The organism is Geodermatophilus sp. FMUSA9-8, assembly GCF_037034165.1.
GTDB classification, from domain to species: domain Bacteria; phylum Actinomycetota; class Actinomycetes; order Mycobacteriales; family Geodermatophilaceae; genus Geodermatophilus; species Geodermatophilus nigrescens.
This window is the reverse complement of sequence record NZ_JBAGKE010000014.1, coordinates 84060-106041: the sequence shown is the minus strand read 5'-3', so window position 1 is coordinate 106041 and position 21982 is coordinate 84060. Positions and strand designations below refer to the sequence as shown.

Annotated in this window: 28 protein-coding genes; 8 read left to right on the top strand and 20 right to left on the bottom strand. The window is 76.1% G+C overall.

All coding sequences use genetic code 11. The features are described from left to right. Window positions 1-26 precede the first annotated feature (26 nt). From WA616_RS23525 to WA616_RS23515, 3 genes are read right to left on the bottom strand one after another with little or no spacing between them, the layout of a single operon-like run. Window positions 27-257, bottom strand: coding sequence for a hypothetical protein (locus WA616_RS23525; protein ID WP_336033683.1), 231 nt, complete (start codon window positions 255-257; stop codon window positions 27-29). Between the two features lie 4 nt (window positions 258-261). Continuing rightward, entirely contained in the window at window positions 262-519 is a 258-nt protein-coding gene (locus WA616_RS23520; protein WP_336033681.1) for a DUF2795 domain-containing protein, read from the bottom strand. Between the two features lie 14 nt (window positions 520-533). Then, complete coding sequence (locus WA616_RS23515; RefSeq protein WP_336033679.1) at window positions 534-1667, bottom strand: baeRF2 domain-containing protein; 1134 nt, start codon at window positions 1665-1667, stop codon at window positions 534-536. Between the two features lie 133 nt (window positions 1668-1800). Here WA616_RS23515 and WA616_RS23510 point away from each other — a divergent pair, with 133 nt between their 5' ends. Next, window positions 1801-2136, top strand: a complete 336-nt coding sequence (locus tag WA616_RS23510) for a hypothetical protein (RefSeq protein ID WP_336033677.1) — start codon at window positions 1801-1803, stop codon at window positions 2134-2136. Between the two features lie 86 nt (window positions 2137-2222). Here the strand turns inward: WA616_RS23510 and WA616_RS23505 are convergent, their stop codons facing one another. From WA616_RS23505 to WA616_RS23465, 9 genes are all read right to left on the bottom strand, one after another. Then, on the bottom strand, window positions 2223-3107 hold the full coding sequence (locus tag WA616_RS23505; RefSeq protein ID WP_336033675.1) for a type II secretion system F family protein: 885 nt from the start codon (window positions 3105-3107) through the stop codon (window positions 2223-2225). Further along, entirely contained in the window at window positions 3107-4048 is a 942-nt protein-coding gene (locus WA616_RS23500) for a type II secretion system F family protein (protein WP_336033672.1), read from the bottom strand. Before WA616_RS23500 ends, WA616_RS23505 begins: the two co-directional genes overlap by 1 nt. Then, a complete protein-coding gene (locus WA616_RS23495) occupies window positions 4048-5541 on the bottom strand; it encodes a CpaF family protein (RefSeq protein WP_336033671.1) in 1494 nt (497 codons plus the stop codon). The genes WA616_RS23500 and WA616_RS23495 overlap by 1 nt, the downstream gene beginning before the upstream one ends. Next, entirely contained in the window at window positions 5538-6725 is a 1188-nt protein-coding gene (locus WA616_RS23490; RefSeq protein WP_336033669.1) for an AAA family ATPase, read from the bottom strand. Before WA616_RS23490 ends, WA616_RS23495 begins: the two co-directional genes overlap by 4 nt. Next, the gene (cpaB, locus tag WA616_RS23485; protein WP_336033666.1) at window positions 6722-7426 is read right to left on the bottom strand and encodes a Flp pilus assembly protein CpaB; all 705 of its coding nucleotides are present in this window, start codon (window positions 7424-7426) and stop codon (window positions 6722-6724) included. The genes WA616_RS23490 and cpaB overlap by 4 nt, the downstream gene beginning before the upstream one ends. A 5-nt stretch (window positions 7427-7431) precedes the next feature. Next, window positions 7432-8457: a pilus assembly protein TadG-related protein gene (locus WA616_RS23480; RefSeq protein ID WP_336033664.1), complete on the bottom strand. Its 1026-nt coding sequence runs from the start codon at window positions 8455-8457 to the stop codon at window positions 7432-7434. Then, window positions 8445-8876: a TadE/TadG family type IV pilus assembly protein gene (locus WA616_RS23475; protein ID WP_336033662.1), complete on the bottom strand. Its 432-nt coding sequence runs from the start codon at window positions 8874-8876 to the stop codon at window positions 8445-8447. The genes WA616_RS23480 and WA616_RS23475 overlap by 13 nt, the downstream gene beginning before the upstream one ends. 145 nt (window positions 8877-9021) lie before the next feature. Then, the gene (locus tag WA616_RS23470; RefSeq protein ID WP_336033661.1) at window positions 9022-9219 is read right to left on the bottom strand and encodes a Flp family type IVb pilin; all 198 of its coding nucleotides are present in this window, start codon (window positions 9217-9219) and stop codon (window positions 9022-9024) included. A gap of 331 nt (window positions 9220-9550) precedes the next feature. Next, on the bottom strand, window positions 9551-10243 hold the full coding sequence (locus tag WA616_RS23465) for a prepilin peptidase (protein WP_336033659.1): 693 nt from the start codon (window positions 10241-10243) through the stop codon (window positions 9551-9553). Window positions 10244-10489: 246 nt separating this feature from the next. Between WA616_RS23465 and WA616_RS23460 the strand changes: the two genes are divergently transcribed. The 4 genes from WA616_RS23460 to WA616_RS23445 all read left to right on the top strand — a co-directional run bounded on the left by WA616_RS23460 (window position 10490) and on the right by WA616_RS23445 (window position 12991). Then, the gene (locus WA616_RS23460) at window positions 10490-10750 is read left to right on the top strand and encodes a hypothetical protein (RefSeq protein WP_073422273.1); all 261 of its coding nucleotides are present in this window, start codon (window positions 10490-10492) and stop codon (window positions 10748-10750) included. Between the two features lie 24 nt (window positions 10751-10774). Then, the gene (locus WA616_RS23455) at window positions 10775-11065 is read left to right on the top strand and encodes a hypothetical protein (protein WP_336033656.1); all 291 of its coding nucleotides are present in this window, start codon (window positions 10775-10777) and stop codon (window positions 11063-11065) included. Window positions 11066-11144: 79 nt separating this feature from the next. Next, entirely contained in the window at window positions 11145-11411 is a 267-nt protein-coding gene (locus tag WA616_RS23450; RefSeq protein ID WP_336033654.1) for a DUF1905 domain-containing protein, read from the top strand. 56 nt (window positions 11412-11467) lie between these two features. Then, entirely contained in the window at window positions 11468-12991 is a 1524-nt protein-coding gene (locus WA616_RS23445; protein ID WP_336033652.1) for an HNH endonuclease signature motif containing protein, read from the top strand. A gap of 24 nt (window positions 12992-13015) precedes the next feature. Here WA616_RS23445 and WA616_RS23440 read toward each other — a convergent pair whose 3' ends face one another. The 4 genes from WA616_RS23440 to WA616_RS23425 form a co-directional block, all read right to left on the bottom strand. After that, window positions 13016-13834: an alpha/beta fold hydrolase gene (locus WA616_RS23440; RefSeq protein ID WP_336033650.1), complete on the bottom strand. Its 819-nt coding sequence runs from the start codon at window positions 13832-13834 to the stop codon at window positions 13016-13018. After that, window positions 13831-14568, bottom strand: a complete 738-nt coding sequence (locus tag WA616_RS23435; RefSeq protein ID WP_336033648.1) for a hypothetical protein — start codon at window positions 14566-14568, stop codon at window positions 13831-13833. The genes WA616_RS23440 and WA616_RS23435 overlap by 4 nt, the downstream gene beginning before the upstream one ends. A 156-nt stretch (window positions 14569-14724) precedes the next feature. Next, complete coding sequence (locus WA616_RS23430) at window positions 14725-15360, bottom strand: SIMPL domain-containing protein (RefSeq protein WP_336033647.1); 636 nt, start codon at window positions 15358-15360, stop codon at window positions 14725-14727. Next, window positions 15357-15860, bottom strand: a complete 504-nt coding sequence (locus WA616_RS23425; RefSeq protein WP_336033645.1) for a hypothetical protein — start codon at window positions 15858-15860, stop codon at window positions 15357-15359. The genes WA616_RS23430 and WA616_RS23425 overlap by 4 nt, the downstream gene beginning before the upstream one ends. A gap of 132 nt (window positions 15861-15992) precedes the next feature. Between WA616_RS23425 and WA616_RS23420 the strand changes: the two genes are divergently transcribed. From WA616_RS23420 to WA616_RS23410, 3 genes are all read left to right on the top strand, one after another. Beyond that, entirely contained in the window at window positions 15993-16943 is a 951-nt protein-coding gene (locus WA616_RS23420; RefSeq protein ID WP_336033643.1) for an ABC transporter substrate-binding protein, read from the top strand. Beyond that, window positions 16936-17316: a hypothetical protein gene (locus WA616_RS23415; RefSeq protein ID WP_336033642.1), complete on the top strand. Its 381-nt coding sequence runs from the start codon at window positions 16936-16938 to the stop codon at window positions 17314-17316. The genes WA616_RS23420 and WA616_RS23415 overlap by 8 nt, the downstream gene beginning before the upstream one ends. Window positions 17317-17412: 96 nt before the next feature. Continuing rightward, on the top strand, window positions 17413-17976 hold the full coding sequence (locus WA616_RS23410) for a hypothetical protein (RefSeq protein ID WP_336033640.1): 564 nt from the start codon (window positions 17413-17415) through the stop codon (window positions 17974-17976). Window positions 17977-18021: 45 nt separating this feature from the next. Here the strand turns inward: WA616_RS23410 and ppk2 are convergent, their stop codons facing one another. The 4 genes from ppk2 to WA616_RS23390 form a co-directional block, all read right to left on the bottom strand. Then, window positions 18022-18858, bottom strand: coding sequence for a polyphosphate kinase 2 (ppk2, locus tag WA616_RS23405; protein WP_336033639.1), 837 nt, complete (start codon window positions 18856-18858; stop codon window positions 18022-18024). A 61-nt stretch (window positions 18859-18919) separates the two neighbouring features. After that, complete coding sequence (locus tag WA616_RS23400) at window positions 18920-20380, bottom strand: protein adenylyltransferase SelO (protein ID WP_336033637.1); 1461 nt, start codon at window positions 20378-20380, stop codon at window positions 18920-18922. A 73-nt stretch (window positions 20381-20453) separates the two neighbouring features. Next, entirely contained in the window at window positions 20454-21230 is a 777-nt protein-coding gene (locus WA616_RS23395; RefSeq protein WP_336033635.1) for an MBL fold metallo-hydrolase, read from the bottom strand. Continuing rightward, window positions 21227-21709 (bottom strand): hypothetical protein, encoded by a 483-nt coding sequence (locus WA616_RS23390; RefSeq protein ID WP_336033633.1) that lies wholly within the window; start codon window positions 21707-21709, stop codon window positions 21227-21229. The genes WA616_RS23395 and WA616_RS23390 overlap by 4 nt, the downstream gene beginning before the upstream one ends. Window positions 21710-21982: the final 273 nt, after the last annotated feature.

Genomic DNA, 21982 nt, shown 5'->3' with positions numbered 1-21982 from the left:
CTCGTGCGGCTCGCCGCCCCCTCCGTTCAGGGCAGGTCCGCCGTCTCCGCCGACTGCCGGTGCGCGCCCTGGGCGTCGTCGGGGTCGGGGTGCGCGGTGCGCTCCTCGGACTCGGCGAGGATCACCTCGGCGGCGACCTCCTCCATGCCCGTGCCGCGCACCGCCGCCTCCTCCGGCAGCAGGTCCGCGCGCGTCTCGATGTTGTGCTCGGTGAGGTTGGCGAGGGCCTCGGCGCTGGGCTCCTTGTTGGTGGTCACCGGGTCAGAACCGCTGCTGCTCGGTGCCGATGCCCAGCGCCCGGGCGACGTCCTGCACGTTCTCGAAGGTCTGGCCCTCCGGCAGGCGGCGCAGGTCGCCGAGCACGCGATCGGGGGCGTGGGACTCCTGCGCCTTGGCCACGAGCGCGTCGCGGTCGGCCGGCCAGACCTCCTTGCCGAGGGCCTCGGCGATGGCCGCGCGGTGGTCGACGTCGGCCGGGCTGGTGCCGGCGGGGGTGCCTTCCTGGCGGGGATCGGTCATGTCTGCTGCCTCCGTCACTGCGGGGTGGGGGTCGAGTCGTCGGTGTAGCGCAGGATCGCCGCCACCGGGATGTCGCCGGGCATGGCCGCGCGCGGGACCACGACGACGCCGGCGGTGCTGGCGACGGCGGCCGCGAGCAGCGCGTTCGTGGCCGGCACCGAGCGCGCCTCCTGCACGCCGAGGGCGTCCATGTCGGCCTGCGCGACGCCGAGCTCCAGCGGCGAGCCGCCCACGAGCAGCTCCTCGTCGTCGGCCGGCTCGGCGAGCACGAGCGTCTCCACCTGGGCCTTGCGGAGCGCCCCCACGACGTTCGCCGTGCCGGTCACCGCGAGGCCGTGGGCACCGGCCGAGCTGATCTTCTCGACGGCGTCGGCCTCGTCCCGGGCCTCGTGCTCGGCGACCAGCTCGGCGGCCTTGCGCTCCACCGGCTCGCGGTCGGCGCCGGCGGCCCGCCCGCCCTCGTCGATGGACACGATGAGGTCCGACCACAGGTCGCTGGCGCGGTCGGTGAGGATCTGGCGGGCCCGCATGTCACCGGCGAGCAGCACGAAGCGGGGGTGCAACCGGCGGACCACCGAGGAGACGTGCTGGGCGACGTCCTCGGCGTTGTGCACCCACTTGTTCTCCGCGTTGTGCTGGTACCGGTGGTGGGCCCAGCCGCCGCCCTGGAACTTGCGGATCTGGAAGGTGTCGCCCTTCACCGTCTCCTCCTCCTCGGCGTGCCCGGGGAGGCTCGCGACGGTGAGGTCGGCGCCGGTGCGGTCGGTGAGCACGACGACGTGCGGGATGCGACCGGGCAGCGCGCGCAGCACCGGCAGCAGGTCCGGCGTCGGCGACCACTGCGCGAGCTCCTGCCGCGGCACGTCGGCGAGCTGGGAGTCGAAGACGACGGTGCCGTCGGCGGCCACCACGACCGCGCGGCCGCGGACGGTGCCGGCCTCGCCCCCGTCGTTGCCCTCGAGCAGCCGGCCGCGCACCGCCTCGACGACGGCCTCGGGCGCGCCCTGCTCGCTGAGCTTCTCGGCGACCGCGCGGACCTTGAGCTCCAGCTCGGTGTCGGCGGTCTCGGTGTTGTGCGTGACGTCGGCGGTCACCGTGGCGTAGGGGCCGGCGGCGTCGAAGACGGGTGCCAGGAACGACACGTCCATGGGTGGGACCACTTCCTCGGTGCGGATCGGTGGGACGGCGTCCTCGGCGGGACGCGCACTGTCCGCCGCCTACCCACCGGCCCCACCCCCACACACCGTGTCGGAACGGGAGAGGACGGGTAGGCGCTGCCCCATGACCGAGCACGACCAGCTGCCGCTGCCCGACTACGACCACCTGCCGGTGGGGGGACTGATCTCCCGGATCCGCACGCTGGACGCGACCGGCCTGCAGACACTGCTGGACTACGAGCGTTCCCACGCCCGGCGCCTGCAGGTCGTCACCGCCATGGAGAACCGGCTGGCGTCACTGCACGAGGGCGCGCAGCCCTCCGGCGGTGACCCGGCGGCCGCGGCGGCCGACGACCCGGTGCACGCGAGCGGGGGCTCCAAGGTGTCCGAGGCGACCACCGGACCGAAGATCAACCCGCCGTCGCAGGGCGACCCGACCAACCCCGGCCAGCCGCGCTGACCGGCCCCGCACACGCAGGCGGCCGCGCACCCCACCGGGGTGCGCGGCCGCCTGCGTCCCGGCCCCGGAGCGCCGGGGCCGGGCAGCTACATGACCTCGCCGAGGCCGGCGATCATCGGGCCGACGACGATGACCAGCAGCGCCGGCAGGATGCACGCGATCAGCGGGAAGGTGACCTTCACCGGCACCTTCGCGGCCTGCTCCTCCGCGCGCTGGCGGCGCTTGAGCCGCATCTCGTCGGCCTGCACGCGCAGCACGTCGACGACGGCGATGCCGTAGGCGTCGGCCTGGTTGATGGCGCTGACGAACCGGCGCAGGTCCTCGACCTGGGTGCGCTTGACCAGCGCCTCGTAGGCCTCGCGCCGCGGGCGGCCGACGGTGACGTCCTGCAGCGTGCGCACCAGCTCGCCGGCCAGCGGGCCGGTGCCGGTGGCAGCGGCGCGGGCCAGCGCGCCCTCGAAGCCCAGCCCCGCCTCGACGGCGATGGTCATCTGGTCGAGGACGTCGGGCAGCTCCAGGGCGATCGCCGCCTGGCGCTCCTGGCCGCGGCCGTGCAGCAGGATCTCCGGCACGTGGTAGGCCACGGCGACGCCGGCGACGCACAGCACGCCGACCAGCAGCCCCGGGTTCTCGGTGAACGCGACCGCCGCGACGAGCACAGCGGCGGCGCCCAGCGCGAGCTTGGCCCACAGCAGGCGGGTCATCGTCCAGCCCTCGGGCCGGCCGGCGAGGTCGAGCAGCCGGCGGACCCGGCGTGCCGCCGGGTCGGGGGTGAGGGCCCGCAGCACCGCGCCCCAGCCGGTGCGCCGCGCCTCCAGCGAGCCGACCTCGTAGGTGGTGGAGAACAGCCCCCGGGTGAGGTTGCGCCGCGCGATCGACAGCACCCGCCCCGAGCGGGACAGCGCCACGTGCACCGACAGGCCCAGCGGCAGGACGATCGCCAGCACGCCGGCCAGCACGATCCCGGGCATCAGAACCTCACCTTGACGACGGCCCGCAGCCACAGCCCGCCGAGCAGCATGAGCACCGCGGCGACGACGAGCATGACCACGCCGGCCGAGGTGCCGGTGATCTGGTCGAAGTAGGTCGGCGAGATCAGGGACAGGAAGCAGAAGACGCCGACCGGCATGAGCATGAGCACCAGGCCGGACATGCGGCCCTCGGCCGACAGCGAGCGGGCGTGCCGGCGCAGGGCGTTGCGCTCGCGGATGGTGGTGCTGACCCGGTCGAGGACCTCGGCCAGGTTGCCGCCGACCTCGCGGTGGATCGCGATGGCCTGCACGACCCACGCGAAGTCGCGGCTGGCGGTGCGCTCGGCCACCTCCTCCAGTGCCCGGTTGACGTCGCGGCCCACGCGGGTCTCGTTGACCACGCGGGAGAACTCGATCGACGTCGGCTCCGGGGCGTCGCGGGAGACGGCGTCGAGCGCGCGCAGCACGCTGTGCCCGGCCCGCAGGCTGCTGGCCATGAGGTGCAGGGCGTCGTCGAGCTGGTCGGCGAAGGCGGCCTGCCGCCGGTCGCGCCGGCCGTTGACCCAGACGACGGCGGCGACGGGCGGGAGCACCGCGAGCAGCACGCCGAGGACCACCCCGCCGAGGACGCCGCCCGCGAGCGCCGCGCCGGCGGTGGCCCCGGTGACGACCAGCGCCACCTCGGCCGGCGGCCGGGAGATCCCGGCGCGCTCCAGCGCGAGCTCGAGCTGCTCGGCGCGGCCGAGCCGCCGCAGCACCCGGTCGGCCAGCGCCGCGGTGTCGTCGGCGGCGCCGCCCAGCCGGGTGGCCTGCTGCGGCCGCGCGCCGGGAGCGAGCCGGTCCAGGCCCACCCGCGGCGGGCGCGGCACGGCGAGCACCAGCACGCCGGTCGCCAGCCCGAGGGCCACCGCGCCGACGGCGACCCACAGCATGGGGGTCATCAGCCGCGGCCCCCGAAGGCGGGCCGCTGCGGCGAGACGCCGAAGACCCGGGAGGACAGGCTGATGCCGAGCTCGGCGAACTTCTCGGTGAACCGCGGGCGCACGCCGGTGGGCACCGCGCGGCCGAGGAACCGGCCGTTGAGGTCGGTGCCGGCGGAGTAGTCGAAGAGGAAGGCGTCCTGCAGGGTGACGGTGTCGCCCTCCAGGCCCTGCACCTCGGTGACGTGGGTGACCCGGCGGGTGCCGTCGCGCAGCCGGCTGATCTGCACGATGACGTCGACGGCGGAGGCCACCTGCTCGCGCACGGCCCGCAGCGGCAGGTCCATGCCGGCCATCAGCACGAGGGTCTCCAGCCGCGCGATGGCGTCGCGCGGGGTGTTGGCGTGCACCGTCGACAGCGAGCCGTCGTGGCCGGTGTTCATCGCCTGGAGCATGTCGAGGCTCTCGCCGCCGCGGACCTCGCCGACGACGATGCGGTCCGGGCGCATGCGCAGCGAGTTGCGCACCAGGTCGCGGATGGTGATCTCGCCCTTGCCCTCGATGTTGGCGGGGCGGGACTCCAGCCGGACGACGTGCTCCTGCTGCAGCTGCAGCTCGACGGCGTCCTCGATGGTGATGATCCGCTCGTTCTCCGGGATGAACGACGACAGGACGTTGAGCAGCGTCGTCTTGCCGGTGCCGGTGCCGCCGGAGACGACGATGTTCAGCCGGGCCTCGACGCAGGCGCGCAGCAGCTCGGCCATGTCCGGCGACAGGGTGCCGAAGGAGATGAGGTCGGCCACCTGGAACGGGTCGCGGCTGAACTTGCGGATGGTCAGCGTCGAGCCGCTGAAGGCCAGCGGCGGGATGACGGCGTTGACGCGGGAGCCGTCGGCGAGGCGGGCGTCGACCAGCGGGGAGGACTCGTCGATGCGGCGGCCGACCCGGGACACGATCCGCTCGATGACCTGACGCAGGTGCTGCTCGTCGGCGAAGGACGCCGTCGTCCGGCTGATCCGGCCGTTGCGCTCGACGTAGACCGAGTCCGGGCCGTTGACCATGACCTCGCTGACGGCGGGGTCGTCCAGGTAGGGCTGCAGCGGGCCGTGCCCGAGCACCTCGTCGGTGAGCTCGGAGATGAGCCGGCGGCGGTCCTCGGCCGACAGCGGGGTCTGCTCGTTCGCGACCACCCGCTGCAGCTCGGCGCGGACCATCGCGAACAGCTGGTCCTCGGGCAGGTTGCCGTCGCTGAGCTTGGCGCCCAGCCGCTCGAACAGCGACCGGCGGGCGCGGTCCTTGAGCCGGCCGAGCGCGTCGCCGCCGGCCACCGCGGCCTCGGCGGCCGGCCGCGGGCCCGGCAGCGCGCCGGGCTCGGGGACGGGGTGCGCCGCCGCGGCCCGGGTGGCGAGCGAGCCGTGCTCGATCACCTCGGGCGTGCTGCGGGCCACCCGCACGGGGTCGGCGCCGAGGGCCGCCTCCCCGCGCGCGAGGGCCACCCGGTCATTGAGGTTCACCGCGAGCCCGCCCGGAGGCGGCCGAAGAGGCCGGACTTCCGCGGGCCGCCGTCGGGCAGCATCCGGCCGAGCAGGGTCTGCAGGCCGCGGGCGACGGCGTCGCGGCTGCCGGACTCCAGCAGCGGCGCGCCGGTGTTGGTCGACAGCGGGACGGCGGTGGTGCGCGGCAGGACGACGTCGAGCGGCGCGCCCACGGTCGTCTCGACGTCGGCCATCGACAGCGCGCCCGCGGAGTCGGCCATGTTGATGACCAGGTGCCGGCCGGCGGGGACGAGGCCGAGCTCCTGCAGGACGTCGAGCTCCTTGCGCAGACCGCGCACGCCCGGGACGTCCATGCTGCTCATGAGCACCAGGTCGGTGGCCTTCTCCAGCGCCATGAGCGTGTGGTCGGACAGGCCCGGCGCGGTGTCGACGACGACGTAGCGGAACTCGTGGCTCAGCGTCTCGATGAGCCGGCCGACCTGTTCGGCGGTCACGGCGTCGCCGGAGGCCGGCGACTCGCTGCCGGCGACCACGTAGAGGCCGCTGGGGTGCCGGGTGAGGAAGGTCTTGAGGACCAGCGGGTCGTTGCTGGCCGCGCCGTGCACGGTGTCGGGCAGCGAGTACTCCGGCGCGAGGGCCAGGGCGCTGGCGACGTCGCCGAACTGCACGTCGAGGTCGACGATGACGGTCGGGCCGACGCCGGCCTTCGCCAGGCCGACGGCGAGGTTGGTCGACACGGTGGTCTTGCCGACGCCGCCCTTGGGCGAGGCGACGACGATGACGCGGTGGTCGGGGCGCGAGGCGGTGCCGGCCTGGGTGGCCTCCCACCGGGCGCGCGCGAGGTCACCGGCGCGGCCGAGGACCGCCGCGACCTCGCCCGGGCCGGCGTCGGCGGCGAGGACGTCGCGGACGCCGGCGCGCATGGCCGCCATCCACAGGTCGGGGTCGGCCGGGGCCACGACGACGACGCTGGTGGTCGGGGCGGCGACGTCGACGTGGCCGGCGAGAAGGAACGCCCGCTCGAGCGGCACGGCGGGACCGAGCACGACCACCTGCGGGCTGCCGGCCTCGGCGATCCGGGCGAGCAGGCCGCCCTCGGCGTCGAGCGACTCGACGCCGAGGTTCAGCAGCGCGCCGTTGCTGGCGTGGGCGAAGCGCTGGACGAGGTCGGCGCCGACGCCGACGGTGAGGACCTGGGTCACTTGTCGCCTCCGGAGGTGGTGCTGGTGCTGGCGGTGGTCCCCGCGGCGCCCGCGGCGGGCGTCTCGAGGGAGAGGTAGAGGGCCTGTGCGGTCGAGCCGATGACGAGCAGCTCGGCGTCGGCGGGCGAGACGGCGAGGGTGACCAGGAAGCCGGTGGCGGCGTCGGTGGGCACCTCGACCCGGGTGACGAGCACCTGGTGGAAGACCTTGAAGACGGTGTAGGCGGTGAGGCCGTCCACGTCCGGGAGCTGGCTGGTCAGCTGGACGCCGACCTTGTCCCCCGCCTGCAGCGCGCCACCGGCGGCTCGCTGCGCGTCGAGCGCGACGGTCACCTCGACGGCGCCTGCCGGCGCGAGGACCGTGCCCTCGGGCGCGAGCGCGGCCGGGTCGACGAAGCGGTCGGTGAGCAGCTGCTCGCCGGGCAGCAGGTCCGTGGTGGTGACCTTGCCGGAGGCGCCGCTGATGTCGGTCATGGCGTCGGGCGCCACCAGGCGGGTGGGCACCTCCTCGGTGCGGACCGCGCCGCTGACGGTGATCGCGTCCGCGCCGGCAGGCACGAAATCGTCGACGACGAGCACCGAGACGAGCTCCTCGTCGGCGCGAGCCTCCTCCTTGTAGCTCTCGACTTCCTTGATGAGGATGACCGCCCCCAACATGGCGATGGCGAGGGCCGTGAAACCGGCCAGCAGACGACGTCGCATGGGTCCTATCCCTGGGGTTCGAGGAAGACGGAGTACGCGCCCCGGTACTGCGCGTCGAAGGTGGTGAGGTCCGGCGCCGTCCGGGAGACGGCGGCCGCGACGGGGGCCGACGACGGGAGGGCGGCGCGCGAGAAACGGCCGATCAGCGCCGGGTCGTCGGGCCGGTTGATGTAGTCGTAGCCCTCGAGGTAGAAGGCGGCGTAGGCGTACACCCGCATCTGCGCGCTGCCCTCCGCGCCGGTCACCCGGTCCCAGATCGGCACGATCACCGTCGTCCCGATGAGGCTGCCGAGGTGGGCGTTGGTGCAGCTGATCGGCAGCCGGTAGGAGGTCGTGTACATGCCGGTGTACTGGCTGACCGTGCCGCCGATGCTCGACGTCGTGCCGCAGGAGGAGTTGCCGCCGTCGCCGTTGGTCACGGCGTAGCCGACGCGGACCGGCGTGACGCCGTCCGGCCCGATGCAGGTCTCGGGGGACCCGAGGTCGGTGGTCGCGTTGACGCGGATGGTCGTGGTCCCCGTGCGGTCGCGCTGCATCTGGCCGACGTACTCGCACCAGCTGATGACGAGCGGGAACCGGGCGGTCCCGGCGGAGGTCGGGGCCCAGGTGGCGCGGCTGGTGGCGGTGACCCGGCTGGAGTCGCGGCCGAGCAGCGGGGCGAACCAGTGTGCGGCGTCGGCGGACGTCGTGACGTCGACCCGGCGGGTGCCGACGGTGACGGCCGGCGTCCGGAGGGCCGCGTCGAAGGAGTCGGCGACGGAGGCGTTGGCGGTCTGCAGCGCCGTCGCCGTGGTCGTGGTGTTCCCGCAGGCACCGCGGGCGCAGTCCGAGGCGATGGCGATGGCCGCCGCGTCGGCGGCGTTGAGCAGCTGTGCGCGGTCGGAGTAGTACGAGGCGACGTCGACGGCGATGGCGCCGCAGGCGAGCAGCGGCACGAGCAGCATCGCCGTCATCACGGCCGTGGCCCCGCGCTCCTCGGCGAGGCGGCGCGGGGCGAGGCGGCGGAACGGCCAGGTGATCAGCCGCCGCATCGCATCCTCGCCGTGCCGGAGAGGTCGACGCCGGTGCGGCCGAGGAAGCCGGAGACGAAGGTCTGGCGGTAGGTGATCCGGGCGGTGACCGTGTCGGTCGGCGTCGCGCCGGAGCAGGAGGTGCCGCGGGAGAACGTGAAGGTCACGGAGCCGGCCGGGACGCCGAGCGAGGTCGCGGCGTTCACGGCGGCGGTGCGCGCGTTGGTGACGTTGTTGGTGAGCGCCATGACCCGGACGCCCTCGCGGGCGGCGGCGGACAGGGTGCTCTGCGCCTGGAACATCTTGCTGCACTCGACGATGCCGATGAGCAGCATGATCAGGACCGGGGCGACGAGGGCGAACTCGACCACGGCGGCACCCCGCTCCCCCAGCAGACGGGTGCGCAGGGTGCGGGGACGGCGGCTCGACCGGGAGCGCATGGCCGGTGCACGTCCTCTCGGGGTGGTCAGGCAGGGATGCCGGGCGGCCCGGCGGGATGGGGCGAGAGGGGTGGAGGCGGCGCGGTGCCGGGAGGGCACCGCACCGCCTCGCACGACCCTTCGGGAGCGGCTGGGCCGCGACGGGTCAGGGGATGATGCGCTCGAAGAGGCCCGTGAGGTCGTCGGTGAAGGCGGCGACGGCGGTGGCGACCACCGCGGCGATGGCGGCGACGAGCAGCGCGTACTCGACCATCGTGGCGCCCTTCTCGTTCTCCTTGACCGCCGCGAGGCGGTCCGAGACGACGAAGGACAGGGTCTGCAGGGCGGCGAGGATGCTGGTCACGGGGTGCTCTCCTAGAGGGTCGGCCGTCGGCGGTCCGGGTCGGTGTGAACCGGTGTCGCGGCGTCGCAGTGGTGTTCGGCCGGTCGACCGGGCGGGTGAAGCAGGTGGCGCGGCGTCTCCCCCCGGGGGGTGAGGCCGGGCGCTCCACAGGCCCGGTCAGGTCCGGCGGTTCAGGTGCGTCTCCGCAGGTCAGCCGGGCGTTCGCCCGTTCCGGGGGCGGGCCTGCGCCGCGGGGTCCACCCCGGGTCTCCTCCGGTCACGGAGCGTGCGCGGGACCACCGGGACGGGTGGCGCGCAGCACCCGTCCGGGGGCACGGGCGCCGTTCGGCGGTCACAGCAGGCCCTGCCAGGTGCCGGCGAGCACCGCGGCGGCCAGCGCGCCCGCCGCGAGGGCCGGCCCTGTCGGCAGCTCGGTGCGCCGCCCGGCGCGGCCGGCCGCCATGAGCGCCAGCCCGAGGACGGCCTGGAAGAGGAAGCCGAGGAGGAAGCCGACCAGGACGACGGCCCAGCCGAGCCAGCCGAGCAGCAGCCCGAGCAGGCCGGCGAGCTTGACGTCGCCCATGCCCATGCCCGACGGCGAGACCAGGACCAGCGCGAGGAGGACGCCGTAACCGGCTGCACCGGCGAGGACCGCGCGCAGCAGGTCGTCCCAGCGGTCCCCCGCGGCGGCGGCGACGGTGAGCAGGACCAGCGCGCCGGCGACGGCGGGCAGCAGCACCCGGTTCGGCAGCAGCTGCTCGCGCAGGTCGATCACGCTGAGCAGGACGCCCGCGGCGACGAACCACAGCCAGGCCGGGAGCTCCGCCGTCGGGCCGAAGCGGAGGGCGGCGAGGAGGAACAGGGCCGCCGTCGCCGCCTCGAGCAGCCCGCGCGGCGCGGCGCCGCCGCGGCCGCCGAGCACGGCGCCGACGGTCGCCGGGCGCGGCCACGGGAAGCGTGCGGCGGCCCGGTCGACGAGGTGGCCGACGCCCGCCCCGGTCAGTGCCGCCAGGACCGGCACCAGCACCGGCGCGGGGCCGGTCACCGGGCGGTCCGGGGGCGGGAGGCGGGCACGGCGTGGACGCTGACACAGCGCGGACACCGGTCCCGGGCGGTCCCGCGGGCGCTTTCCCCGCGTCGTCCCGCTCGTCACGGACGGCGCAGTCGCCCCACCGTCCCCTCCCGCCCACGGCGAGATGCCACGGGATCGGTGCTGGTCGGACGGCAGGTCCTGCCGAGAGACGTGCGACGATGCGCCCGTCGGCCGACGCGGCCGGCGGGGGGAGGTCGCGTGGACGAGCAGGCGCCCGAGCGGCCCACCCGGCGCGCGCGGCGTCTGGCGGCCCGGGCCGAGGCGCGGGTCGACGCGCGCGGCCCGCGCACCGGGGAGATCGCCGTCACCGACGCCGCCCGGGCCGCCCGCGAGGCGGCCGGCCTCCCGGCGGAGCCGTCGGACACCGCCCGCTGGCGGTGGCTGCAGCGTGAGGAGGAGCGGGCCCGCGCGACGCCTCCTCCCCCACCCTCGGGCGGGCGGCACCGCGCCCCGGAGTGAGCGCCGATCCGTCATGCTCCGACCGTGCGCACGCTGCCGGTGCTCGCCGTCCTGTGGTTCCTGCCGCTGACCGCTGCCTGCGACCTGGGCGGCTGCGACCAGTTCGCCGTGTCCCTCGCCTCGGACCGGGGTGGCGCCGCCTCCCCAGTGGCCGCGGCGGAGGAGTACGCCGGGCCCGGGGACGTGCCGTCCACCGGCTGGCGGGTGGTGGACGAGGACGCGACCGGCGTCGAGGTCAGCGCCGGCGACATCACCCTGCACGCCGTCCAGGGGCCGGACTCGACCTGGCAGGTCGACTCGGGACGCCGCTGCTGAGGCCGCGGGGCGTGAGCCGGAGGTCGCGCTGGCGCTGCTCGCCGGCTGAGCTGTCGGTGCCCCGCGGCAGGGTGTGCGCATGGCCTTCGAGACGACGCTCGTCCGCTCGCCCGGCTCCGGCGGCTGGGTCTTCGCTCCGGTGCCTGCCGAGCACGCGCCCGACTCGGCCGGCCCCTTCGGCCGCGTGCCGGTGACGGCCACCGTCGACGGGAGCACGTGGGCCACGAGCGTCTGGCGCGACCGCCGCGCCGGGTGGCTGCTGGCCGTGCCCGCGCGGGTCCGCCGCGGCAAGGACGACGGCGACGTCGTGACCGTCGAGGTGACCGTGGACCCGACGCGGATGTGAGCCGATCCGGCGGCTGACCTGCCGTTTCTGTCGTACCCCCGCCGTAGGTTCGGGTCATGTCGGCGGGCGCGGAGCACGTGTCGCCGATCGAGCGCGCGCTGGCCGGCTGGCTGATCGAGCAGCCGGTGTCGGTCAAGCGGCTGCCGGTCGGGGTGCTGTCCGACGCGCAGGCCGCCGCCGAGCTGGCGCGGGTGCAGGCCCGCAAGGCGATGGACGCCGCCTACGAGGCCGAGCTGGTGCTGCGGCTGGCCGCGACCCGCCCCGCCGACCTCGACCCACCACCGGGCACCCCGGGTGCCCGGTCGGGGTCGTGGGCGCCGGACCCGGAGGTGTCGGAGTTCTTCACCGCCGAGCTGGCGGTCGTGCTCAACGTCGGCCGGCCCACCGCCTCCACGCTGGCCAAGCGGGCGTGGACCTACCGGGAGTCGCTGCCCGCCACCTGGGCGGCGCTGGCCGCCGGGCAGCTGGACGAGCGCCGGGCGATGGTGCTGGTCGACGTCCTGCAGTGGACCAACCCGGCGCTGGCGCGGCGGGTCGAGGCCCGGCTACTCCCCCACGCCACCGGCTGGACCGTGCGGACGCTGCGCACGCGGGCGGTCGAGGCGCTGCTGGAACTCGACCCCGACGCGGCCCAGCGCAAGAAGGACGACGCCACCCGCACCGCCGACGTCCGGATCGTGCCCTCCCCGCAGGACGGGATGGCGGTGCTGATCGCCGAGCTGCCCGCCGAGGTCGCCGCCGCCTGCATGGCCGTGCTCGACTCCTTGGCGCGGCTGGCCAAGGACGCCGGCGACCCCCGCCCGATCAGCCAGCTGCGCACCGAGCTCTACGCCGCGGTGTTCCTGCGCGCCGGCGACCCGGGCCGGCCGGCGGTCACCGCGCACCTGCAGATCATCGCCACCCTCTCCGCGCTGCTCGGGCGGTCCACCGAGCCCGGCGAGGTCGACGGGCAGCCGATCACCGCCGCCCATCTGCGCGAGCTGCTCGCTCAGCTCGACGCGCTGGGCATCCACGTCCCCGCCGGCGGGTCGGTCACCCTCGCGGTCACCGACGACGACGGCACCCTGCGCGCCACCACTCCCCTCGACCAGGCCCGTCGCCTCGCCCGCCGCGGCTGCCCCGACCACCCGGCCACCGACCTGGCCACCGACGAGGACGCCGACACCGCGGACGACGCCGACTGCGACTGCCCGGTGCTCGACCGGCCCGAGCCCACCGACCGCTACACGCCCACCCGGCCCCAGCAGCGGTTCGTGCGCACCCGCGACCGCACCTGCCGCTTCCCCACCTGCGGCCAACGCGCCGGGTGGGCCGACGCCGACCACGTCATCCCCCACGCATCCGGCGGGAAGACCGACTGCGCCAACCTCTGCTGCCTGTGCCGCAGCCACCACCGCCTCAAGACCTTCGCCCGCGGCTGGCGATTCCAGATGACGCCCGACGGGGTGCTCACGGTGACCACCCCGTCGGGCATCACCCGCACCACCCGCGCACCCGGCATGCGCCCACCACCGGAGCGAGACCCGCCACCCAAACCCGACCCGCCACCGACGACGGCACCCGAGCCGCCACCGTTCTGACGCGCGCCCGCGACGGCGCGCGCGTCAGCCGAGAGCCCGGTCGAGGAACGACCCCACGACGGCACGGTAGGCGGCCGGCTGCTCCACCCACGGGAAGTGGCCGCAGCCGTCGACGACCGCGGCCTCCCCGCGGGGGAAGGCGTCGGCCACCGCGAGCACCGGCGCACAGCCGGCGGCCGCGTCCTGCGCGCCCGCGACGACGAGGACCGGTGCGGTCATCGCGGGCAGCCGCTCGCGCAGGCCGTCCGGGGCGTCCCCGGCCATGAACGCCCGCGCCGCGGCGAGCGAGTACCGCATCCCCTCGGCATGCGCGCGCGTCGTGGCGTCCCACCGGGCGTAGCCGAGCGGCGCGGTGCGCAGGCGCCAGGCGGTGAAGTCGTCGTCGGTGAGGCCAGGTCCTCCCTCGAGCGCCGCCAGTGCCGACGCCACGGCCGGCTCCCCCGCCCGGGCAGCCAGCAGGTCCGGGACGTCGGACGGCACGTCCACCAGGTACTCGGCGGGCGGGGTCACCAGCACCAGCGCCGAGAGGCGCTCCGGGAAGCGGGCCGCGTACGCCACCGCGAGGCGGGTGCCGGCCGAGTGCGCCACGACCGCGCAACGATCCAGACCGGACGAGGCCCGCAGCCGGTCGACGTCGTCCATCTGCTCCCACCGCGAGGCGAGCGGCGCGGCGCTCGACCGGCCGACCCCGCGCAGGTGCGGCACCACCAGCCGGTACCGCTCCCCCAGCCCGGCCAGGTCCCCGAGGTAGGACGGGTGGGCCGCCGCGCCACCGGCCAGCACCAGCACCGTCGGTCCGTCGGCCCGCCCCAGGACGTCGGCGTGCAGGTCCACCGCACTCACCGGCCGTACCGGACGGTCAGCAGCCCGTCGTCGGAGTCGGCCAGCCGGCCACCGGCGGCGGCCATCGCCGCGGCCACCCGCGCCAGCCGCTCGTAGGCCGCGGCGGCGTCGACCAGCGTGGCGACCCGGTCGGCGGCGTGCCGGAACGTCAGCGCCTCCGTCGTGCGCACGAGCGCGCCGTCCTCGACCGCGTGCACGCGCAGCGCGACGGCGTCGGCGACCAGGTCGCGCCCCGGCCCCACGCGCGCCGGCACCACCGCCCACCAGCGCTCCCCCGCGTCGGCCGCCGTCACCTGCCGGCCGAGCTCGTCGAGCACCCCGGCGGCGAGCCCGGGGCCCGACACCTGCCGCGGACCGGAGGGGCACCACGCGACCACGGGCGTCCGCGGCACGGCGCCCAGGTCGAGGACGTCGTCGCCCGGTGCCGGTGGCTCGTCGACCACCCGCACCCGCCAGCCCGGCAGCGGCGGCGCCTGCCCCTCGCCGGGCGGGACGGCGACGCCGTCGCGGGCGCGCGCCCGGCGGGAGGGCCGCGTGGCGAGCAGGTGGCCGTCGCGCAGCGGCTGCGCCGGGACCCACCCGGCGGCGTGCGCGGCCCGCAGCTCGGCCGCGAGCGCGGTGAGCCGGGCGACGACGTCGTCGAGCGTGCGGGCGCCGTCGAGCTGCCAGCGGTGCTCGGTCTCGTGCCGGGAGCCCGGCCAGGGCGACGGCGGGTGGGGTGCGGTGGCGGTCATGGCGTCTCCACGCGGATGCACCTCGGGCCACGGCGGGGTGGCGGCGGGAGGTGCCGCGCCGGCGCCGGGCCCGGGGGGTGCGTCGCGGGTCGGGGCCGGCGGGGGTCCCCGGTCGGGGGCCGCGCCGGCCGGGCCGATCATGGCACGCCCCGGCGGTCAGTCCAGGGCGTAGGTGGCCTCGACGACGGCGTGCACCGTCACGTCCTGCGGGTCGAGGTGCAGCTCGGGCTCCCCGCCCATCGCGCCGCGGCCCTTGGCCATCATGAGCTCCGGCCCTCCGGCCGTCGCCGACGACAGCCCCGCGTCGGCCAGCTCCACCAGCGCGCCCAGCGGCCGGCCGACGGCGTCGGCGAGGTCCTCGGCGGCCTCCCGGGCGGCGTCGACGGCAGCCCGGCGGACGGCGCGCCGCGCGGACGCGGGGTCGTCGAGCTCCCACGCCACCCCGCCGATCTCCGCACCGGCGCCGGCGGCGACCTCGGCGACGGCGTCGGCCGCGTCGGCGTCGACCCGCACCGACCCGCTCACCGACGCCTCCCACCCGTCGGGCCGGTGCCGGCCGGTGTCGGGGTCCCAGGCGTGCCGCTCGTGCACCGACACCCGCGACAGCACCACCCGGCGCACCCCGGCCGCCGGCTCGAGCGCCGCGCGCAGGCCGGCGGCCAGCGCCGAGGCCCGCTTCAGGGCCTCGGACCGCGACGACGGCGACACCGCGCGGGCGTGCACGGCCAGCACCGCGGCGTCCGGCGCGTGCTCGGCACTGGCCTCCCCGCGGACGCGCACGACAGCGGTCACACGCGCGACCCCGCGGGCGCGGCCAGTGCCGCCTCGAAGCAGCCGTGCAGCAGGTCGAGGCGCTCCACCAACCGGGCCACCCACGCCGGCGAGGTGCTCACCGGCACCGGCTCGAACATCAGCGACCAGAACAGCCGGTCGACGGCGCCCGCCCGCACCCACCGCAGCTCCTCCGCCGACAGCGTGCTCCCGATGGCGGCGGCGAGGTCCTGCGCGACCCGGCGCCGCAGCCGGCCCGCCGCGGGACCCGTCGCGGGCCCATGGGCGACGAGGCCGATCGCGCGGCCGAGCAGCGGCAGCAGCCGGGGCCGGTCGGCGTCGGAGAGGACGTCGTTGGCGTGCCGCAGCACGACGGCGAGCTCGGCGTCGACGCAGCGCGGCGCGTCGGTGAACGCCTCGCCCGCCAGCAGCGCCGTGTACTCGAGGAAGCACGCGCCGCGTGCGGGTGTGCGGTGCCGGCCGCGGCCGAGCACCGGCAGCGAGTCCGGGATCCGTTCCATGGCAGCCCCCTCCGCCGGGAGCCCCGAGCGTAGGTCCGCGCGCCTCCTCCTCCCACCCCCGGAGCGCAGCGGATCGAGAACGGACGCCGGACCGTCTTGTGAGGCAAGGCTGTCCTCACTATCCCTGTGTCCGTGACCCGTTTCGGCATCGCCTCCTGTGCCACCGCCGGGCTGCTCGTCCTCGCCGGCTGCGGCACCGACGACGAGCCCTCCGTCGCCGCACCGGCCTCCGGCGGGAGCGCCGACGACCAGGTGGTCGTGGCGCTCGACGACTTCGCGGCCATGCACGCGCTCGCCCTGGGCGTCGAGCCCGACCTCGTCCTCGAGGCCTTCGCCTACGAGTCGACGTCCGCCGTCTTCGACGACCTGGGCCTCCCGACCCAGCCCTACGGCGACGCCCTCGACCCCGAGGCCGTGGCCGCCGCGGACCCCGACGTCGTCATCGGGGTCTCGCTGCCCACCACCGTCGCGGCGGAGGCGCATCTCGAGGCCATCGCCCCCACCACGGTCGTCGACTACACCGCGGGCTGGGACGAGCAGCTGGCCACGGTGGCCGGGGCGCTCGGCCGCGAGGACGAGGCCGCCGCCGTGCGCGAGCGGCTCGACGAGCAGACGGCGGACCTCGCCGCCGACCTCGAGGAGGCCGGGCTGGCCGGGGCGGTCGTCTCCGTCGTCGGCGACAACGGCGGCTTCTTCTCACCGCCCGGCGCGACCGCCGTCGGCTCGCTGCTCAGCGAGGTCGGCCTCGCCCGGCCGCCGGCGCAGGAGACCGCGGGCAGCGCCGACAGCCCCTTCGCGCTCTTCGGCGCCGAGACGCTGACCGACCACGACGGCGACGTCCTCTTCCTCCTCTCCGGCGGGCCGTACCTCACCGAGGGGCTCACCGGGTCGCCGCTGTGGAGCGGGCTGCAGGCCGTCCGCGACGACGCGGTGCACGAGGTGAGCGGCGAGGTGTGGCTGTCGGCGTCGGCCTTCTCGGTCGCGTGGGTGCTCGACGACGTGCGGGCCGTCCTCCTCGACGGCGGGACGGCGGCCACCGGCGCCGAGGCGCCCGAGCGGTTCGCGGAGTTCACCGGTGTCTGACTCCACCGCCGCCTGGGACGGCGACCTCCTGCACGTGGCGCTCGTCGGCCGGCTCACCGCGGAGCACATCGCGCTGATCGTGACGGCGCTGACGTCGGCGGGCGACCGCTTCGGCGTCGTCCTCGACCGGCGCCTGCTCGGCGCGCCCACCGCTGACGGCCGCGCCGCCCTCGAGCGGTGGGCCGCCGAGGACCTGCCGGCGCACGTCCCGGCGATCGCCGCATGGGCCGACGTCCTCGACGAGCGCCGCTACCGGTCGCTCACCCGCGACGGCGCGTCCGACGACCACGGCCCCGGCTATCCGCAGCGGACCTTCGACGACCACGACGCCGCGGTCGCCTGGGTGCGCGAGCGGTTGGGCGCGGCCGCCTGACCAGCGCACAGGGCAGTTGGCCTCTGTCCCCGGGACGCGGTGCGGAGCAGCGTGCGGGGCCTCGCACCCTCAGGTCCGCCACCCGCAGGAGGAGCCATGTCCCTCGCCCGAGGAGCCACCGCCGCCGGCCTGGTCGCACTGTTCAGCGCGGCGATGACCGGCGGGGCCCTCGCCGAGCCCCCCGTGCGCGAGTCGATCGACGACGCGTTCACCGACGTCGTGACGGACTTCTGCGGCGAACCGGGGCTGACGGTCGACGTCGAGGGCACCGTCACCGGCCGGCTCCAGATCACCCGTCACGGCCGGGACGGGCTGGCCTACTTCGCCGAGCACCTCGTCGTCGAGCTCACTCTGTCCACACCGGACGGCGCAGTCACCGAGGTCGACCGGGTCCTCAACAAGGACCTCCACGTGGTCGCCACCGATGGGAACACGCTGACCATCGAGACGCTCTCCACCGGTAACGCCACCCTCTACGGGCCCGACGGGAAGGCCATCGCACGCAACCCCGGGCAGGTGCGGTTCGTCTTCGTGGTCGACGACAACGGGACGCCGGCCGACCCGGACGACGACACCGAGATCAGCCAGGTGCAGACGAAGGGGTCGACCGGGCGCAGTGACGACTTCTGCGACGCGGCCGTGCCCGTACTGCAGGGCTGAGGTGACGGCTCCCGCCACCGGCCCGGTCCGGTGGCGGGGCGCCCGTCAGGGGACGACGTCGGGGACGAAGCGCTGGCTGTCCTTGGGCGGGCGGACGTAGTCCTCGTCGACCGGCGGGCGCGGCGGCAGCTGCGGCGGCTCCGGCGTGAGGTCCTCGTAGGGCACCTGGGCGAGCAGGTGGGTCATCACGTTGATCCGGGCGCGCTTCTTCACGTCGGCCTCGACCACCCACCACGGCGCCTCGGGGATGTCGGTGGCGGCGAACATCGCGTCCTTGGCCTTGGAGAAGTCGACCCAGCGGTTGCGCGCCTCGAGGTCCATCGGGCTGAGCTTCCACCGCTTGGTCGGGTCCTCGAGCCGCTTCTGGAAGCGCTTCTCCTGCTCGGTGTCGCTGACGGAGAACCAGTACTTGACCAGCACGATCCCGCTGCGAACGAGCATCCGCTCGAACTCCGGGCAGGAGCGGAGGAACTCCTCGTACTCCTCGTCGGTGCAGAACCCCATGACCCGCTCGACGCCGGCGCGGTTGTACCAGGACCGGTCGAGCAGGACCATCTCGCCGCGGGTGGGCAGGTGCGCCACGTAGCGCTGGAAGTACCACTGCCCGCGCTCGCGCTCGGTCGGCGCCGGGAGCGCCACGACCCGCGCGGCCCGCGGGTTGAGGGTCTCGGTGATCCGCTGGATCGCGCCGCCCTTGCCGGCCGCGTCCCGCCCCTCGAAGACGACGACGACGCGCAGCCCGCGGGCGCGGATGAACTCCTGCTGCTTCACCAGCTCGACCTGCAGCCGCGCGACCTCCTTCTCGTACCAGGCCGTGTCGACCTTGCCGGTGGAGGTCGGCGCCTCCTCGACGGAGTGCCCGGACCGCTGCTGGGTGGCCATGCCGCAGCATCGACCCGCCGCCGCCCGGGGGCAACAGGGCGGCGTCCGCCGAGGTGCGACCTCAGGTGCCGCAGAAGGTGACGTACGGGCCGGCCGGGCCGGGCTCGGCGTAGCGCTCCAGCCCCGGGCGCTCCTCGAACGGCCGGCTCACCACGTCGACCAGCCGGTCGAACGGCGCGAGGTCGCCGGCGGTCGCGGCGGCCAGCGCCTCCTCCACGAGGTGGTTGCGCGGCACGTACACGGGGTTGACCCGGTCCATCGCGTCGGCGTCCGGGCCGGTGGCGCGCCAGCGCTCGAGCCAGGCGTCGATGCCGGCGAGGTCGAGCACCAGCCGGCGCACCGGCTCGGCGTCGCCCCGGGCCGCCGACGACAGGCGGCGCGCGAACGACGTCAGGTCGACCTTCCCGGCCTGCAGCAGGTCGAGCAGGTCGGAGACCAGCGCGGTGGCGACGGCGTCGTCGAGCCCGGCCGGCAGGCCCAGCTTGGCCCGCCACCCGCCGAGCCACGCGGCGTCGTAGGCGGGGCGGAAGCCGCCCAACGCGGCGACCGCGAGCTCGACCGCCTCCTCCTGCTCCTCGGCGAACAGCGGCAGCAGGGCCTCGGCGAGCCGGGCGAGGTCCCACTCGGCCACCAGCGGCTGGTTGCCGTAGCGGTAGCGCCCGCCCTGGTCGACGGAGCTGTACCAGGCGTCGGCGTCGTAGCCCTCCATGAACGCGCAGGGCCCGAGGTCGATGGTCTCGCCGGACAGCGTCACGTTGTCGGTGTTCATCACGCCGTGCACGAACCCGACGAGCATCCAGCGCGCCACGAGCCGGGCCTGCGCGGCGACGACGGCCTCGTACAGCGCCAGGTACCGGTTCGGCGCGTCCGCGGCGGCCGGGTGGTGCCGGTCGATCGCCTCGTCGGCCAGGCGCCGCAGCAGGTCGCGGTCGTCGGTGGCGCGCGCGTACTGCGCGCTGCCCACCCGCAGGTGGCTGGCCGCCACCCGCGCCAGGACGGCGCCGGGCAGCAGGGTCTCGCGCCGCACCGGCCGGCCCGTGGCGACGACGGCGAGCGCGCGCGTGGTCGGGATGCCGAGCGCGTGCAGGGCCCGGCCGACGACGAACTCGCGCAGCATCGGCCCGACCGCGGCGAACCCGTCGCCGCCGCGGGAGAACGGCGTGCCGCCCGACCCCTTGAGGTGCAGGTCGCGCAGCCGGCCCCCGCGGTCGGTCAGCTCGCCCAGCAGCAGCGCCCGGCCGTCGCCGAGGCGCGGGTTGTAGTAGCCGAACTGGTGGCCGGCGTAGGCCTGCGCGACCGGCCGCGCGCCGTCGGGGACGGCGGTGCCGGTGAGCAGCCCCAGCCCGGCGGGGGTGCGCAGCGCGGCGGCGTCGAGGCCGAGCTCGGCGGCCAGCTCCTCGTCGAGGGCCAGCAGCCGCGGCTCGGGCACCTCGGCGGCCTGCCAGGGCACCGCCATCTCCGGCAGGGTGCGGGCGAACCGGTCGCCGAGGGCGACGGTCGGGGCGGCGGGCGCGGCACTCACCCCGGCCAGTCTACGAGCGCCCCGCCGCCCGGACCCCCGCCGCTCAGACCCCCGCCGCTCAGACCCCCGCCGCTCAGACCTCCGTCGCGACGCCGCGCTCGACCCACCGGAACCGCCGCCGCACGTCCTCCGGCGCCGCCGCGAGCTCCCGCTCGGCGCCCGTGCGGCCCTGCCGGAAGTGGCTCCAGCCCTCGTGGTGCACCGGCACGACCACCCGCGGCGCGGTCAGCCGGGCCACCCGCGCCGCCTGCCGCCCGGTCATCGAGTACCGCAGCGGCCCGCTCACCGGGAAGCGCACGCCACCCAGGTGCAGCACGGCGACGTCGACCCGCAGCCGCTCCGCGACCTCCCGGAGCCCGCGGAAGGCGACCGTGTCCCCGGAGATCCACAGCACGCCGTCGGTCCGGCCCGGCTCCCGCAGCGCGAACCCGACGACCTCGCCGACGACCGGGCGGCTCAGCGGCGGGCCGTGCCGCGCGGGCGTGGCGGTGACCTCCAGCGGAGGCAGCCCCGGACTCGCGAGCACCGTCGACTCCCAGGGCCGCAGCCCCCGGGCGTCCCCGCCGAGCCGCCGGGCGCCCGGGGCCGTGGTCACCACCACCGGCACCCGGTCCAGCAGCGCCCGGCCGGCGTCGTCGAGGTTGTCGGCATGGTGGTCGTGGGTGAGCAGGACGGCGTCGACCGGCAGCAGGTCCACCGGCGTCAGCGCCGGCCCGGCGGTCTTCGTCGACCCGGTGCCCCAGCCGAAGGAGTAGGACCGGCCGGGCGGGTCGAAGGTGGGGTCGGTGAGCAGCCGCCACCCGTCGACCTCGACGAGCAGCGTCGGCCCGCCGACGTGCGTCAGCCTCACTGCGCCCCGGCCGGCTCGGTCCGGGCGCCGGTGGCGTGGGCGAGCGCCCAGTCGAGGACCTCGTCGGCGATCCGCTCCCACCCCGGCTGGGCCGGCAGCAGGTGGGCGTAGCCGGGGTACTCGCGCAGCTCGGTGGTGGTGTCGCCGCGGTAGTGCGCCGCGTTCGAGCGCTGGATCGCCGGCGGCATGATGTGGTCCTCCCCGCCGGAGACGAACAGGAGCGGCGGGCGGGCCGGGTTGGCGTAGTCGACGTGCGCGTCCTGCGGGCCGGGCATGAGGTTGGCCAGCACCGAGTTCCACAGGATCCGGCCCGACGCCGGCACGTGGTAGCGCCGGTAGAGCTCCCGGGACTCCCCCTCGGAGAACGTGTTGGTGAAGGCGTAGTGCCACTGCTCCTCGGTCAGCCCGACGGCGCGGTGCCGGTTGGCCGGGTTCTTCAGCACCGCCCACGTCGAGCGCAGCTGCGACAGCGGGACCACCCGCACGCCCTCGGTGGGCGCGGAGTTGAGCCACGCCGCACGCGCCGAGCCCGCGGTCGAGCAGCAGCTGCACGATCGTGCCGCCTGCCGAGTGGCCGATGAGCACCGGCGGGCGCTCCAGGCCGCGGACCACGTCGGCGATGGAGTCGACGATCGCCGGCAGCGTCACCTCGGCCACCGGCGTCGGGTCGGCGACGAGCGCCTCGACCTCCACCTCGAAGCCGGGGTAGGTGGGCGTCAGCACGCGGAACCCGCGCGCCTCGTAGTGCGCCT

Bases quoted from the DNA above. Each gene is read 5' to 3' on its own strand.
- WA616_RS23425 (WP_336033645.1), bottom strand. From the start codon at position 15,860: ATGGAACGGATCCCGGACTCGCTGCCGGTGCTCGGCCGCGGCCGGCAC.
- WA616_RS23510 (WP_336033677.1), top strand. From the start codon at position 1,801: ATGACCGAGCACGACCAGCTGCCGCTGCCCGACTACGACCACCTGCCG.
- WA616_RS23410 (WP_336033640.1), top strand. From the start codon at position 17,413: ATGTCCCTCGCCCGAGGAGCCACCGCCGCCGGCCTGGTCGCACTGTTC.
- WA616_RS23450 (WP_336033654.1), top strand. From the start codon at position 11,145: ATGGCCTTCGAGACGACGCTCGTCCGCTCGCCCGGCTCCGGCGGCTGG.
- WA616_RS23515 (WP_336033679.1), bottom strand. From the start codon at position 1,667: ATGGACGTGTCGTTCCTGGCACCCGTCTTCGACGCCGCCGGCCCCTAC.
- WA616_RS23505 (WP_336033675.1), bottom strand. From the start codon at position 3,107: ATGCCCGGGATCGTGCTGGCCGGCGTGCTGGCGATCGTCCTGCCGCTG.
- WA616_RS23500 (WP_336033672.1), bottom strand. From the start codon at position 4,048: ATGACCCCCATGCTGTGGGTCGCCGTCGGCGCGGTGGCCCTCGGGCTG.
- WA616_RS23435 (WP_336033648.1), bottom strand. From the start codon at position 14,568: ATGACCGCCACCGCACCCCACCCGCCGTCGCCCTGGCCGGGCTCCCGG.
- ppk2 (WP_336033639.1), bottom strand. From the start codon at position 18,858: ATGGCCACCCAGCAGCGGTCCGGGCACTCCGTCGAGGAGGCGCCGACC.
- WA616_RS23520 (WP_336033681.1), bottom strand. From the start codon at position 519: ATGACCGATCCCCGCCAGGAAGGCACCCCCGCCGGCACCAGCCCGGCC.
- WA616_RS23475 (WP_336033662.1), bottom strand. From the start codon at position 8,876: ATGCGCTCCCGGTCGAGCCGCCGTCCCCGCACCCTGCGCACCCGTCTG.
- cpaB (WP_336033666.1), bottom strand. From the start codon at position 7,426: ATGCGACGTCGTCTGCTGGCCGGTTTCACGGCCCTCGCCATCGCCATG.
- WA616_RS23445 (WP_336033652.1), top strand. From the start codon at position 11,468: ATGTCGGCGGGCGCGGAGCACGTGTCGCCGATCGAGCGCGCGCTGGCC.
- WA616_RS23480 (WP_336033664.1), bottom strand. From the start codon at position 8,457: ATGCGGCGGCTGATCACCTGGCCGTTCCGCCGCCTCGCCCCGCGCCGC.